Annotated in this window: 14 protein-coding genes; 5 read left to right on the plus strand and 9 right to left on the minus strand. The window is 58.7% G+C overall.

Going from position 1 to position 14,570, the window contains the following annotated elements:
* Positions 1-36: 36 nt before the first annotated feature.
* Entirely contained in the window at positions 37-1,224 is a 1,188-nt protein-coding gene (gene metC, locus V3W49_RS05840) for a cystathionine beta-lyase (RefSeq protein ID WP_500144284.1), read from the minus strand.
* A 231-nt stretch (positions 1,225-1,455) separates the two neighbouring features.
* On the opposite strand from metC, the gene exbB reads away from it, so the two are divergent.
* The 4 genes from exbB (at position 1,456) to fucR (ending at position 4,517) form a co-directional block, all read left to right on the plus strand.
* The gene (gene exbB / locus V3W49_RS05845) at positions 1,456-2,190 is read left to right on the plus strand and encodes a tol-pal system-associated acyl-CoA thioesterase (protein WP_500144285.1); all 735 of its coding nucleotides are present in this window, start codon (positions 1,456-1,458) and stop codon (positions 2,188-2,190) included.
* Positions 2,191-2,196: 6 nt separating this feature from the next.
* Positions 2,197-2,619 (plus strand): TonB system transport protein ExbD, encoded by a 423-nt coding sequence (gene exbD, locus V3W49_RS05850; protein ID WP_500144286.1) that lies wholly within the window; start codon positions 2,197-2,199, stop codon positions 2,617-2,619.
* A 402-nt stretch (positions 2,620-3,021) separates the two neighbouring features.
* Positions 3,022-3,219: a hypothetical protein gene (locus V3W49_RS05855; protein WP_500144287.1), complete on the plus strand. Its 198-nt coding sequence runs from the start codon at positions 3,022-3,024 to the stop codon at positions 3,217-3,219.
* Between the two features lie 587 nt (positions 3,220-3,806).
* A complete protein-coding gene (gene fucR, locus V3W49_RS05860) occupies positions 3,807-4,517 on the plus strand; it encodes an L-fucose operon activator (RefSeq protein WP_500144288.1) in 711 nt (236 codons plus the stop codon).
* A gap of 61 nt (positions 4,518-4,578) precedes the next feature.
* Here fucR and mgrA read toward each other — a convergent pair whose 3' ends face one another.
* From mgrA to V3W49_RS05900, 8 genes are all read right to left on the minus strand, one after another.
* Positions 4,579-5,619 (minus strand): L-glyceraldehyde 3-phosphate reductase, encoded by a 1,041-nt coding sequence (mgrA, locus tag V3W49_RS05865; protein WP_500144289.1) that lies wholly within the window; start codon positions 5,617-5,619, stop codon positions 4,579-4,581.
* Positions 5,620-5,681: 62 nt separating this feature from the next.
* On the minus strand, positions 5,682-7,979 hold the full coding sequence (gene pqqF / locus V3W49_RS05870; RefSeq protein ID WP_500144290.1) for a pyrroloquinoline quinone biosynthesis protein PqqF: 2,298 nt from the start codon (positions 7,977-7,979) through the stop codon (positions 5,682-5,684).
* Positions 7,976-9,115 (minus strand): pyrroloquinoline quinone biosynthesis protein PqqE, encoded by a 1,140-nt coding sequence (pqqE, locus tag V3W49_RS05875; protein WP_500144291.1) that lies wholly within the window; start codon positions 9,113-9,115, stop codon positions 7,976-7,978. Before pqqE ends, pqqF begins: the two co-directional genes overlap by 4 nt.
* Positions 9,102-9,380, minus strand: a complete 279-nt coding sequence (pqqD, locus tag V3W49_RS05880; protein WP_500144293.1) for a pyrroloquinoline quinone biosynthesis peptide chaperone PqqD — start codon at positions 9,378-9,380, stop codon at positions 9,102-9,104. Before pqqD ends, pqqE begins: the two co-directional genes overlap by 14 nt.
* On the minus strand, positions 9,380-10,132 hold the full coding sequence (gene pqqC, locus V3W49_RS05885; protein ID WP_500144295.1) for a pyrroloquinoline-quinone synthase PqqC: 753 nt from the start codon (positions 10,130-10,132) through the stop codon (positions 9,380-9,382). The genes pqqD and pqqC overlap by 1 nt, the downstream gene beginning before the upstream one ends.
* Positions 10,133-10,145: 13 nt before the next feature.
* Entirely contained in the window at positions 10,146-11,057 is a 912-nt protein-coding gene (pqqB, locus tag V3W49_RS05890) for a pyrroloquinoline quinone biosynthesis protein PqqB (RefSeq protein ID WP_500144296.1), read from the minus strand.
* A 55-nt stretch (positions 11,058-11,112) separates the two neighbouring features.
* Positions 11,113-11,190 (minus strand): pyrroloquinoline quinone precursor peptide PqqA, encoded by a 78-nt coding sequence (pqqA, locus tag V3W49_RS05895; RefSeq protein WP_138099083.1) that lies wholly within the window; start codon positions 11,188-11,190, stop codon positions 11,113-11,115.
* Between the two features lie 209 nt (positions 11,191-11,399).
* A complete protein-coding gene (locus V3W49_RS05900; protein WP_500144297.1) occupies positions 11,400-12,434 on the minus strand; it encodes a dipeptidase in 1,035 nt (344 codons plus the stop codon).
* Between the two features lie 321 nt (positions 12,435-12,755).
* Here V3W49_RS05900 and mqo point away from each other — a divergent pair, with 321 nt between their 5' ends.
* Positions 12,756-14,372, plus strand: coding sequence for a malate dehydrogenase (quinone) (mqo, locus tag V3W49_RS05905; RefSeq protein ID WP_500144363.1), 1,617 nt, complete (start codon positions 12,756-12,758; stop codon positions 14,370-14,372).
* The last annotated feature ends 198 nt before the right edge of the window (positions 14,373-14,570 follow it).

A 14,570-nucleotide genomic window follows, 5' to 3' on the forward strand; every position in this document is an offset into this window, starting at 1 on the left:
CCAGGGTGTTCATTACCGCGTCCACCAGCGGAAAGCTTACGTGATACGGGCGAATCCCGCGGCTAAATCCGCAATTAAATCTTCAACGTTTTCTAAACCGATGTGCAATCTGACCAGGGTGCCGCTGAAGTCGGGTTGACCGCCCGGGCGAATAGCCGCCAGCTCTTCCGGCTGGTTCGCGAGAATAAGCGACTCGAAGCCGCCCCAGGAATAGGCCATGGAAAAATGTTGGAAGTGGTCAAGGAACTGCGCCATGGCGGCATCGTCGAGCCGTTTCTTCAGAACGAAAGAGAACAGGCCGCTACAGCCCAGAAAATCGCGTTTCCAGAATTGGTGTCCCGGACTCTGGGGCAGGGCCGGATGGTTTACCCGCGCCACCTGGGGCTGTTCGGCCAGCCACTGCGCCACGGCGATACTACTCTCCTGGTGCTGGCGCAGGCGCACCGCCAGAGTGCGCAGGCCGCGGCTGGTCACGTAGGCCGTATCTGCATCCACCATCTGGCCCATCAGATAGGCGTTTTCCCGCAGCTGTTCCCAGCAGCGCTCGTTCGCCACCGCCGTACCGATCATGGCGTCTGAATGGCCCACCAGATATTTGGTTCCGGCCTGAATCGAGATGTCGATACCGTGCTCCAGCGCGTTAAACAGCACCCCGGCAGACCAGGTGTTATCGATCATAATGACGGCGCCCGGCGCCTTGCGGCGTACCGCGCGCACAATGGCGGGGATATCCTGAACTTCCATGGTGATAGATCCAGGGGATTCGAGGAAGACAATGCGGGTATTGGGCTGCACCAGATCGGCAATGTTTTCGCCCACCATGGGATCAAACCAACTGGTGGTCACGCCCAGCTTCGCCAGAATTCGGGTACACAGATCCTGCGTAGGCTCATAGGCGCTGTTGGTCACCAGGATATGGTCACCCTGTTCCACAAAAGCGAGGATAGTATTGGCTACCGCTGCCGCGCCGCAGGGGAACAGCGCGCAGCCCGCTCCCCCTTCCAGTTCACACATCGCCTCCTGGAGCGAGAAATGCGTCAGAGTACCGCGACGCCCATAGAACAGCTCGCCGTCGGCGCGGCCTTTGGTGGCGCGTTTTTTCTGTTCCACGCTGTCGAATACCAGCGAAGAGGCGCGCTGAACCACGCTGTTGACCGCGCCCTGGGTATAGCGTTTACGCCGGCCGGTATGCACCAGGGTGGTTTCGATATGCTGCTTTGTCATTGTCATCCCCATCTTTACGTCTGGATGTCCAAAATAAGCTAGCGGGACTTTGAGTGCAATGGGCCAGAAGACGAAAGGGTGAACGCTTCCCGTTTTTTACTGCGTGAGCGCAAGGAAAATGAGGACAAAGTACGTCAGCATGTAAATACTAATGAGAACTACTATCAATTCGAAGCCGTTTTGGTATTATTACGAACAGTTTTTCTCTAAATTTTGTCCTGGAGAGTTAGTGTGACAGAGAATTTGATGCAGACGGATCTCTCCGTCATGGGTATGTATCATCATGCCGATATCGTCGTAAAGATAGTGATGATCGGCCTGATTCTGGCGTCAGTGGTCACCTGGGCCATCTTCTTCAGCAAGGGAGCCACCATGCTGAAGCAGAAGAGCCGTCTCAGGCGTGAACAACAGGCTCTGGCCGATGCCCGTTCGCTGGAAGAAGCGAGCGAAAAAGCGGCTTCTTTTGGAAACGGCAGTCTCTCCGCTCTGCTTCTTCAGGAAGCGCAGAACGAACTGGAACTCTCCGCAGGCAGCGAAGATAACGAAGGAATTAAAGAGCGTACAGGCTTCCGCCTGGAGCGGCGTGTGGCTTCCGTTGGTCGCCTGATGGGGCGTGGTAATGGCTATCTGGCCACTATCGGCGCTATCTCTCCGTTTGTGGGGCTGTTTGGTACCGTATGGGGGATCATGAACAGCTTCATTGGTATCGCCCAAACCCAGACCACCAATCTGGCCGTTGTGGCGCCGGGTATCGCGGAAGCGCTGTTGGCCACGGCTATCGGCCTGGTAGCGGCGATTCCTGCGGTGGTTATCTACAACATCTTCGCCCGCACCATCGGTAACTTTAAAGCCGCACTGGGTGACGTGGCGGCGCAGGTGCTGCTGCTGCAAAGCCGTGACCTTGACCTGGAGGCGACCGCGGCAAACCGCCCGGTACAGTCGGCCCGTAAACTGCGTGTAGGTTGATACGCTATGGCGATGCACTTTAACGAAAATGTCGATAACGACGGCGAAATGCATGACATCAACGTCACGCCCTTTATCGACGTGATGCTGGTGCTGCTCATCATCTTCATGGTGGCGGCGCCGCTGGCGACGGTGGACGTGAAGGTTAACCTGCCGGCGTCCAGCAGTAAGCCGGAGCCGCGCCCGGAAAAACCGGTCTACCTGTCGGTGAAAGCGGACAACAGCATGTTTCTTGGTGACGATGCCGTCACCAAAGAGAATATGGTCAATGCCCTGAACACCATGACGCAGGGCAAGAAGGACACCACCATCTTCTTCCGCGCGGATAAAAGCGTGAACTACGAAACCATGATGGACGTAATGGATACGCTGCGCCAGGCAGGCTATCTCAAAATAGGTCTGGTGGGACAGGAAGTTTCCCATAAGTAGCGGTTTTTTAGCGTTAAAACTGTAAACCCCGGCACTGAATGCCGGGGTTTTTTTATGGTTCATCGCGGATTGGCGTGAAGCTGAAGTTACCGGTGGCTGTCCTGTCTTCCGGGTGAGTATGTCGCGCAGGAGAAGCTTCCGTTCACCTTGAGGTGATTTTTTATATGCCGGTTGCGGAACCGGTGAATCGACAGTGATGTGCCGTATTCCGGAGAAATATGCCGCGCCGGCGGAGGTTCCGTTCACCTTAAGGTGATTTTTTATATGCCGGTTGCGGAACCGGTGAATCAACAGTGATGTGCCGTATTTCGGAGAAATATGTCACGTTGGCGAAGGTTCCGTTCACCTTAAGGGTATTTTTATATGTCGGTTGCGGAACCGGTGAACGGGCCAGGGGCTCAGATGCCGCCCCTGACAACCCCGCTTTCCGGCGTGAAAATCGCCGCTGTCGCGGGCCCCTGCGTATTCCCGCCAGCCGGGCGGGTCGGGCGTGACTCCACGTCCTTGTGCCGCACGCCCTCAGCCCGACGTCCTGTCGGGCTGACCCTGGCTGCCGTGAATACTCCGGCGATTTTCAGGCCGGAGTGTCATCGCCTTTAACCTTCTGCCCTGATTAATCAGAGCTGGCATCATTTGAAAAAACAGACTGAAGCGACGAGGGGCTTATATCCCGGCTTAAAAAACGCCGTAGCGTTCACGCAGGGCCGGAGGAGCGACAGGATGTCGCGACAGGGCAAGGCCGCCTGGGATGGCGACTCTTGCCCGTTCCGAAAAGCCCGGCGTGATAAGCGAAGGGGCCCCGAAGGGCGTTTTTTAGCGCCGGGGAGCCCGGGTCGCCAGGGGAGCGGCGACTGAGCCCCCCTGGCCCGTTCACCGGCGGTGGATTAACAGAGAAGCAATCACGCAAAGTGAACGGAACCGCCCACCGCATCGTCATATTCTGCCGCTTCTCTGAAACCGGGCGCCGAAGCTGTCTGTCACCCTCACCCCGGCCCTCTCCCTGAAAGGAAGTGGGGCCCCAGTCCGCCGCATCATCATATTCTGCCGGTTTTTTGTTTCCGTTTTCGAACACTCCACGCTAATCCGCGCTGAACCTTTTTTATGGACATCGGACTTTAAGCCCGCGCGCTTTGACAGCGCCATCCCGTCACTACAGAATAACGCCACAGGCTACCCGGGAGCGCGTTATGAAGGAAGAACGACATCTGCGGATACTGAAACTGCTTGGCCAGCATGACTGGCTGGCGACCGATGTTCTGGCACGCGCCCTGGCAGTGAGCCAGGAGACGCTGCGCCGCGATCTGCGGGAGCTTCAACGTCAGGGAAAGATTCTGCGCAGCCATGGTCGGGCGCGCAGCCTGCTGGGGGGTACCTCTTATGCCGATCCGTTTCGCGCCCGCCAGAAGAGCCACTACGCCCGCAAGGCGGATATCGCGCGTCGGGCACTGCCCTGGATCGACGAAGGCATCACGCTGGCGCTGGATGCCAGCACCACCAGCTGGTATTTGGCGCGTCAGCTTCCCGATCTCTCCCTGACGGTTTTCACTAACAGTCTGCGTATCTGCCAGGCGCTGGAGCGTCGCCCGAATATCCGACTATTGCACAGCGGTGGCTGGCTCGATCGCGACAGCGCCTGCTATGAGAATCCTGCCCTGCTGGCGCTACTGCGCCATATCGACATTGACTTGTTTATTTTCTCCTGCCAGGGGGTGGATTCCGCAGGCGATATCTGGGATGTACAGGGCTGGAATGCGCGTTTTAAACAACTGCTGCTGGCCCGGGCGGGGCAGTCGCTGTTGCTGATGGATGCCAGCAAGCGCGGTCGCACCGGCGAGGTGTGTATCGGCTCTCTGAGCGGGGTGACGGCGCTTATTGATGACGCAAACCGCGCCCCGTAAAGTTGGCCGCCACGTCACGAAAAAACAGCGTGGCGGCCACAGCGTTTCAGGCATGCAGGAATCACTGATCTGAAGACGCCTGCCACAGATTCAGTTCGCCATCGGCTACATGAGCGTCGATGGCGTTCAGTTCTTGCTCGCTAAAGCGCAGGTTATCCAGCGCCTTCACGTTCTCTTCCAGTTGCTCTGTACGGCTGGCGCCGATCAGCACCGAGGTTACGCGTTTATCCTTGAGCAGCCAGCTCAGGGCCATCTGGGCCATGCTCTGGCCGCGAGCCTGGGCCATATCGTTAAGGAGACGCAGGCTGTTAAGGTTGCGCTCGCTAAGCATATTTTCCGTCAGCCCGCGGGCCTTCTTACCTTCGTACTGCATTCGCGAACCAGCCGGAATACCGTTCAGGTATTTCCCGGTCAGCAGACCCTGAGCCAGCGGGGTAAAGGCGATGCAGCCCATCCCGTTGTCCTCCAGGGTATCGAGCAGGCCGCTGCTGTCCACCCAGCGGTTAAGCAGATTATAAGAGGGCTGATGGATCAGCAGCGGAATGTTCTGTTCACGCAGCAGGCGCGCCATCTCCGCGCTGCGCTGTGGCGAATATGAAGAGATACCGACGTAGAGTGCCTTGCCGCTTTTCACCGCATGGGCGAGCGCGCCGGCGGTTTCTTCCATCGGGGTATTTTCATCCACCCGGTGCGAATAGAAGATATCGACATAATCTAGCCCCATACGTTGCAGGCTCTGATCGAGACTGGCCAGCAGATACTTACGGGAACCGCCGCTGCCGTAGGGGCCAGGCCACATGTCGTAGCCTGCTTTGGTTGAGATAATCAGTTCGTCGCGATAGCCGGTGAAATCTTCGCGCAGCAGGCGGCCGAAATTGGTTTCGGCGCTGCCTGGCGGCGGCCCGTAGTTGTTGGCAAGGTCGAAGTGATTGATGCCCAGATCGAACGCCTTGCGCAGCAGGGCGCGCTGGTTATCCAGGGCGCTGACGTCACCGAAGTTATGCCACAGGCCAAGAGAAAGGGCCGGGAGTTGCAGGCCGCTGCGGCCGCAGTAGCGGTATTGCATCTGCTGGTAGCGGGAAGGGCTGGCAGAGTAAGACATAGTGTCTCCTTTCTTATTTTGAAACGATGTTTCTAATATCTATACTAAAGCGCCCGCTGTTGTTACGCCACCCCACAATCCCGGGAATTTTGCACCACCAGCCAGCGTTCTGGTTTGGCGAGTAGCTGTCGGTAAAGTGTATCCAGCGCGCTGGGTGTGGTGGCGGTGTCGTTTTCATGGGCGCGGCGACGATGGGACTGCCAGGCCTGAGCCGCATGAATTAACGGCGCCTCTGGCGGTTGTTCGCCGGAGGCTGCCGCCAGGGAAGCCAGCTCTTCCGCGGTCAGGCGTGGTCGGGCGTGTTCCAGAAATGTCCGGGTGGCCTCCAGCAGCGCCTTAGCGTTAAAGTGCGCCGACTGGGCCATAAACAGCAGCCCGCAGCGCCCGGCGCTTTGATAAAAGCGGCAGCCGACAGCGTAGCCGACCTTTAGCTCGTCGCGCAGCCGCCGGAAGTAGTCCGGCGCCAGCAGCAGGGCCAGCATACGCATCGCCTGTTCGCTGGCGGTATCGGGCGCCGGGCAGAAGAGCAGCAGGGCGGCTTCGTCGCCTGCGGCTGGCCGGTAATGGCGCCCGCTGGCGAATGGCGCAGGCGTATCCTCCCGACTCAGCGGCCAGGGCAGGTCGCTAAGCCGCCTGGCCAGCCGGTGATGCAGTTCGCTGTCGCCTCCCATTAGCGCTGCCTGCCAGCGGGGCTTCTTCCCTGGCGTTTCCAGCAGCGCTGGAAGCTGGGCCATCAGGGCGCGGAGTGCAATCTCGCCCATCCATTGCTGGCGATGCCGGGCCTGCGCGACCTCTCCGCGTCGCCATGCTTCGGGCGTCATCTGCCGGAAAGCATCCAGCGTCGCCGTCAGCGCCCACTCCATCACCTGCGGCGGCCCGCCCAGCGCCAGCAGCCATTCGCCGCCGATATTGTCAAAACGCATGGCGCCGCCGTAATGGCGGCAGGCGGCGGCCAGCGGTGCGCAGATAAGCTGTAGGGCCAGTCCCCGTTCCGGCGGTAACCGCGCGCCAAGCAGCAGGGTGGCCTCCCCTTGCCATGCCAGGTGCGGCAGTTCAGCCTGCTGCGATGGCGGCTGCGACGGAGTGGGGCAGTTGCCGTTCATAAATCGCCAGTCCGTTACCGGTACGACGTTTTCAACGCCGGGGTAATCGCTCAATTCCAGGTTAAAGCCCTGGCTGTTGACCGGCTGGCCGCTGATATGGGGCGCGCTGTAGAGATACAGCATACGGTTCGGCATTATTGCCTGCAGCAGCTGCCGCCACGCCATGGAGCAGTCGGCTTCGCCCAACAGCAGCGCCCGGGCGCGCAGCTGTTCCAGAGGGGAGAGGGCAGTAAAATCGTGCCGGGCCTGCGCCGCGTAGTGACGGGCGATTACCGGGGCCTGGCAGCGCAATTGCGCCAGCCAGTCGAAAAACAGGGCGGCGACGCTTTCCGGCGGCGACTCTCCACAGGAGAGGTCAATCGCCAGCACCCGGGCATGCGGATTTTCCAGCACCTGACTCAGCCTCGGGCGACTGCCCGGAGCCCGTTCAGCCAACGCCTGGGCCAGACTGCCCGGTGCATCGTCCTGAACAAATGCCTGGAGTAGCGCGGCGGCCGCTATAACAGCAGGCTGATTTTCAACGCTAAAGGCCAGCCGCAGCTGCGGCGTTTCCGCCAGCTTTAGCGCCATGCGCCGTGGCATAACAGAAAGCGGCGCCGCGACATGGAGCGATTCTGCGCTGCCGGACAACTGCGCCCAGGGAACGCTCAGCGCCATGAGCGCTTCTTCGCTTTGTGGCCCCTGGAGCCACAGCGACATCCTGCCTGCATGGTAATAGCGCTGATGGAAGGCGCATAAGGCGGCTCTAAGCGCCTGCGAGTCTTCGCCGAAAGCGACATGGCTGCCGACATGGAAGCGGTGAAGGGGCGGGGTGCCCGTACAGGCCAGTAGCGTTGCGGCTTCACGTAGGGTGTCGCCGTGGCGCTTAAGCAGGCCATATTCAGCATCAATCGCCGCGGTTTCCGCCTGGATGGCCGCCAGGGGAAACGCCGGTGCGGCCAGCATATCGCGCAGTCGTTCCAGTCCGTCTGCCAGGTGTTCCGGCGCCACCTCAAAAAAGAAGGCGGTTTGCTCGCCCCGGGTCGTGGCGTTGAGCTGGCCGCCCTGGCGCTGAACCCAGGGCATCAGCCGCTGCTGGTCACGGTAGCGGGCGCTTTCGGCGAATAGCGTATGTTCCAGCAAATGGGCCAGCCCCGGCCAGGCTTCGGGTTCGTGATAGCTACCGGTTTCGATGCGTACCAGCGCCGCCGCCCGCTGCGCCCCCGGCTGCGTAACGGCATGGACCCGCAGTCCGTTGGCGAGGCGGCGAACGATCATACGTGGCTCTTGTAGATAAGCTGCGAGTTGGCGCGGTTACGGAACTGAAGCTGATGGATATCGAGCGACGCGCACTCCGCCTGGCGACGGGCTTCGATAATTTTGCCGTGATGGGGCGATTTGCTGCACACCGGATCGGCGTTGGCGGCATCGCCGGTCAGCATATAAGCCTGGCAGCGGCAGCCGCCGAAGTCTTTGGTTTTTTCCGGGCAGGAGCGGCAGGGCTCCGGCATCCAGCTGTCGCCGCGAAAGCGGTTAAAGCCAAAGGATTCGAACCAGATATGCTTAAGGCTGTGTTCCAGCACTGACGGGAATTCAATCGGCAACTGGCGGGCGCTATGGCAGGGCAGAGCGGTGCCTTCCGGTGTGACGCTCAGGAATACCGCGCCCCAGCCGCCCATACAGCCTTTGGGGCGCTCTTCATAGTAGTCCGGGGTGACAAACAGCAGATCGGTCAATACGCCGTCGCGCTCCATACGGGTGCGGTAACGGGCGACCACCTCTTCCGCCCGGGCTATCTGATCGCGGGTGGGTAGCAGCCCTTCCCGGTTCAGAAACGCCCAGCCGTAGAACTGACAGGTGGCCAGTTCTACGTCGTCGGCTTCCAGAGTCAGGCTAAGGTCGAGGATCTTATCGATCTGATCAATATTGTGGCGGTGCAGCACGAAGTTCAACACCATCGGGTAGCCGTGCTCTTTCACCGCTTTCGCCATCTCCAGCTTACGCTCGAAGGCTTTTTGCGATCCTGACAGTGCGGCGTTGAGATCCGGATCGCTGGCCTGGAAACTGATCTGGATGTGATCCAGCCCGGCATCGGCGAAGTCGGCGATCTTCTTGCGCGTCAGACCAATGCCGGAGGTAATCAGATTGGTGTAAAAACCAAGGTCGCGCGCGGCCCGGATCAGATCGGGCAGATCCTTACGGGTCAGCGGCTCGCCGCCGGAAAAACCAAGCTGCACCGCGCCCATCTCTCTGGCCTGTTCAAACACCCGGATCCACTGCTCGGTGGTCAGCTCTTTCTCCTGGCTCGCGAAATCCAGCGGGTTGGAGCAGTAAGGGCACTGCAACGGGCAGCGGTAGGTCAGCTCCGCCAGCAGCCACAGCGGCGGTTTAACGGCTAATTCACTCTGGCTCACGTAATAAAATCCATTTCTGTTGCACTACCCGCGGAAAGAAGGCGACAACGTCGTCATCCACGCCTCCCGCGTCGGGGTAGCGCTGGTTAAGTTCATCGATTATCCCGGCGATGGAGCGCTTACCGTCCACCAGTTGCAGGATCTCTGCCGCGGGGCCGTTCAGTTTCGCCATACCTTCCGGGTAAAGCACCACATGGCAGTTTTGCGTCTCTTCCCACTGCAGGCGGTAGCCGCGGCGGAAAACGGGGATCTGTTCGCTACTCATCAGACGAGCCTCGTGGTATGCCACAGGTCTTTATCAGTGACGCTGTGATAGGGTTTACGATGCAGTTCATAGGCCATGGTCATGGCGTCCAGCATCGTCCACAGGATATCCAGTTTGAACTGCAGGATCTCCAGCATTCTTTGCTGTCTTTCTACCGTAGTACAGAATGTTTTCGCAAGCGTAAGGCCGTGTTCCACATCACGGCGGGCCTCGCCCAGGCGGCGGCGGAAGTAGTCGTAGCCTGCTGCCTCGATCCACGGGTAGTGGCCGGGCCAGGTATCCAGCCGCTTCTGGTGGATCTGCGGTGCGAACAGTTCGGTCAGGGAGCTACAGGCGGCTTCCTGCCAGATGGCGCGGCGCGCGAAGTTAACGTAAGCGTCTACGGCGAAGCGCACGCCCGGCAGCACGTGCTGGTGGGAAAGCAGGGCTTCGCGCTTCAGGCCCACCGCTTCACCCAGCCGCAGCCAGGCTTCAATGCCGCCTTCGGCGCCCTGATAGCCATCGTGATCCAGAATACGCTGAACCCACTTGCGACGGGTATCGGGATCCGGGCAGTTGGCCATGATCGCCGCGTCTTTCAGCGGGATATTCACCTGATAGTAGAAGCGGTTCGCCACCCAGCCCTGGATCTGCTCGCGGGTCGCCTGGCCGTTGTGCATAGCGACGTGATAGGGGTGGTGAATATGGTAACAGGCGCCTTTGTCGCGCAGCGCCTGCTCGAATTGCTCGGGAGTCATGGGTGCGGTTTGCATAGTCTTGTTTTACCTAAATTTCGATGAGCATGCCGTCGTGGCTGACCTCAATACCGTGGCGGGTTAACGCCAGGCGTTCAGCGGACTCCTCATCAAGAATGGGGTTGGTATTATTGATATGGATGAGTATTTTGCGCCGGGCCGGTTGTGCCGCCAGTAGCGCCATCAGCCCCTGCTGTTCACCAAGGGCCAGGTGTCCCATCTCTTTGCCGGTGTGGCTGCCGACGCCAGTGGCGGCCAGCTCGTCGTCCTGCCACAGCGTACCGTCCACGAGCAGGCAGTCAGCGCGCCGGAACCAGGGCATCAACGCCTCGTCCGGTTCGCCCAGGCCCGGGGCATAGAGCAATGTACTGCCACTGGCGGTATCTTCCACAAACAGCGCGACATTGTGGCCTGGCAGCGGTCGGCCGCGATATTTCGAATAGGGCGGCGCATTGCTGACGATAGGCAGCGCGGTAATGCGCAGCGTCGGACAGATTCCGGGGTTAAAAGCCTCGTCCGGCGTAATCTGGTGATGCACCAGGCCGCCATTCCAGTGCGACAGCATGGGAAACAGAGGGAATCCCTCATTAAGGTCGTTATGGACTTCGGTGGTGCACCAGACCTGATGCGGGCAGCCTTCACGCAGGCTTAACAGCCCGGTGGTGTGATCGATCTGGCTGTCGGTCAGAATAATGGCGCCGATAGCGGTACCCCGCAGTACATCGGTGTTATGGAGTTCAGGATTCGCGGCCAGCTGTTGGGCGATATCGGGTGAGGCGTTACACAGGATCCAGTTCTTCCCGTCATCGCTCAGCGCAATGGAAGACTGGGTACGCGGCGTGGCTTTGATGGTACCGTTGCGAACGCCCCGACAGTTCCGACAGTTGCAGTTCCACTGAGGAAAACCGCCCCCGGCACCGGAACCCAGGACTTTAATTTTCATGGTAAATCCGTTTTGGTGGGAAAGGCTCCTCCCGGTTCAGGAGGAGCCGATGTGCTTAGCGGTTGGAAATGTACAGCGTCACTTCCAGGCCTAAACGCATATCTTCAAAATCAGGCGTGCACCATGTTTTCATATTATTTACCTCCGGTTATTAATCGCCACCCGGTCGGGGTTATCCGTTATGTTAACGAGGGACTGACTTGCATCTCTCCCGCATATCAGGATAGCGTCAGGGTGATAATCCCGGGGTTCAGCCCCGGGTCATGAGGCTTTATTTTAGATCACGATCACAATTTTTAATTAACAAATCATGCAACCCATTAACGGATTTCGCACGATTACCTAACCCCAGCTTTGCTTCAGCACCCGTAACCAGTTGCGCCAGCAAAGTTTTTCCAGTAATGAGTCCGGGTAGCCTGCCTGGCGCAGGGCATCGATAAGACCCGGGAGCGCCGCGACATCGTTGAGCGCGTCGGGCGTCTGGGTGCCATCGAAATCAGAGCCGAAGCCGACTCTGTCTTCTCCCAGTTTTTCAATCAGATAGTCGATATGACGCACCACCTGGCTCAGCGGTGTATCGGATGAACGTTTACCGTCGTCGCGCAGAAACGCGTTGCCGAAATTAACGCCAACCAGGCCGTCGCTGGCGGCGATGGCCGCCAGTTGCTCATCGGTAAGATTTCGCGGCTGGGGGCAGATAGCATGGGCGTTGGAGTGGCTGGCGACCAGCGGTGCCTCGCTCAGGCTGGCGGTATCGAAAAAGGCTTTCTGATTCATGTGGGAAACGTCCAGCATAATGCCCATCCGGTTGCAGGCACGCACCAGTCGGCGACCGGCTTGCGTCAGCCCGGGGCCGCTGTCCGGCGAACCGGGGAAGCTGCCGCTAATCCCTTCGCCAAAGGCGTTAGGCAGATTCCAGAAGGGGCCGATACTACGCAGCCCGGATTGATACCATCCTTCGAGCTGGCTTAGCTCCGCATCCAGCGCCGCCGCACCTTCGATATGCATTACCATGGCAATGGCGCCGTCGCGGATGCTGGCGTCGATCTCCGCCGCGTTCAGACACAGTCGCGCCTGGCCCCGGGAGCGGTTTATAAGTTCGTGCAGCAGCGCCATCTGGCGTTCGGTAATCTCCAGCGCTGTCTGCCGTTGCGCCTGTTCCAGCGGGATATTGAGCATCTGTGCCACATAGTGGGCCGGGGGCACAAAAACGGCGAACAGACCGCCGACAAAACCGCCCTGGCGCATTCGTGCGTAATCGAGTTGACCCGGCAGCGTACCATGCAGGAAATCCTCAATTGGCGAGCCTGATTGCATCCACAGCTGAAGGAGCAGATCGTTGTGTCCGTCAAAGACAGGAAATGTTTTTTTATTCATTGAGTTACTCATCTTGTCAGTCTCCTGTAACGGAAAGGGATGGGCGGGCTCTGATAACCGACACGAACATTAATTCTACTAATGTTAACGATATGTCTATTAAATTTTAATCTTCCACAAAAATTTTTAACATATCCGAAAAAGTGATATGTTGATCCGGCTTTGACTGCTTCAGACGGTATCGCTCCGGTGCCGCCCAGCGTCAGCCATAGCATAATTTTTTGATTTCTTGGGAATTATTGCACTTTTTGACTCTGTAGTGACTCCTGGATAGTGAAAAAAACAAAAGAGGCAGTAGAGATGAGGAAGTTGGCGCTTGTCATGCCCGCGGCCAATCTGCTGGGCGCGAACCACAAAGTGGACGTAGCGGAAGAGAAAACCGTTGATGTATTACTGGTCGGCGGTGGAATCATGAGCGCGACGCTGGGCACGTTGTTGCAGGAGCTTGAACCGGACTGGACTATCGAAATGGTGGAACGCCTGGATGGCGTAGCGAAGGAAAGCTCGAACGGCTGGAACAACGCGGGCACAGGCCATTCCGCGCTGGCGGAGCTGAATTACACCCCTGAAACTGCCGATGGCGTGGAGATTTCCAAAGCCGTTAACATTAACGAATCCTTCCAGATTACCCGCCAGTTCCTGGCATGGCAGGTTCGTAATGGCGTTCTGCATAACCCCCAGAGTTTTATCAACAGCGTCCCGCATATGAGTTTCGTCTGGGGCGATCGGAACGTTAACTTTCTGCGTAAACGTTTTGCTGCCCTGCAGCAGAGCACCCTTTTCCGCGGTATGGCGTATTCAGAAGATCCGGAGCAGATCAAAGCATGGGTGCCGCTGATAATGGAAGGACGCGACGGCGGGCAAAAAGTGGCCGCCACCCGCATCGGTACGGGTACCGACGTGAACTTTGGCGAAATCACCCGCCAACTGGTGGCGTCACTGCAGAAGAAACCCAACTTCAGGCTGAATCTCAATACCGAGGTTCGCACTCTGAAGCGTAATAGCGATGGAACCTGGAACGTCACTCTGGCCGATAGCAAAACCGGGCAGGATCGCGTCGTTAAAACGAAGTTCGTCTTTCTGGGAGCGGGCGGGGCATCACTGACCCTGCTACAAAAATCCGGTATCCCGGAAGCGAAGGAGTACGCGGGGTTCCCGGTGGGGGGCGAATTCCTGATAACTGATAATCCCGAGGTGGTTAACCGTCATCTGGCAAAGGTGTACGGTAAGGCTTCGGTGGGAGCACCTCCAATGTCGGTGCCGCATCTGGATACCCGGGTACTGGATGGCAAACGGGTGCTGCTGTTCGGGCCGTTCGCCACTTTCTCGACCAAATTCCTGAAAACCGGATCGCTCTGGGATCTGTTCGGTACCATTAATGGCTCCAACCTGATGCCGATGATGCGGGTCGGGCTGGATAATTTCAGTCTGGTGAAGTACCTGATTAGCCAGGTGATGCAGAGCGATGAAGATCGCTTTGACGCACTGCGCCAGTACTATCCGGATGCGAACCCGGATGAATGGCGGTTGTGGAAAGCCGGGCAGCGGGTGCAGATAATCAAGCGCGATCCCAAAAAAGGCGGCGTGCTGCGTCTGGGTACCGAGATCGTCTGCGATCGCGAAGGCACTATCGCCGCGTTGCTGGGGGCGTCTCCGGGGGCATCGACCGCCGCGCCTATCATGCTTAATCTGCTGGAACGGGCCTTCAGCGAGCAGATGGCCAGCGCCGACTGGCGCATGAAGCTACAGCAAATCATCCCTTCCTGGGGCACAAAGCTTAACGGTAACGTCGAGGCCACCGAGCAGATACTGAGTTATACCAGCGAAGTGCTGCAACTGGATAACCCGGTTCCTGATTTCCGTCCTGATGCAGCGCCGGAGCCGGATCGCGGTATCCCTGCCGCTCAGCCGGAAACCGTGGCCGATATTGCGCTCTGATACCCACACTTTTGCTAGCGTCGCAGGCTTTTGCGCGGCGCTCGCTCTCATCTGCGAATAATCCCAATTATGACAAAGTGCCGTGCGACGGGCAGAAATACCGGCCAGGTTTGCTATAGAGGCGCAATTTTGCTATCCCCAACCTGACATCATGATTGAACGACAGTCCGCGACTGCCGTTCGGCCATTTTGGCGGGG

Origin of the sequence: Rosenbergiella sp. YN46, from assembly GCF_036620675.1 — a bacterium.
Lineage (GTDB): Bacteria > Pseudomonadota > Gammaproteobacteria > Enterobacterales > Enterobacteriaceae > Jejubacter.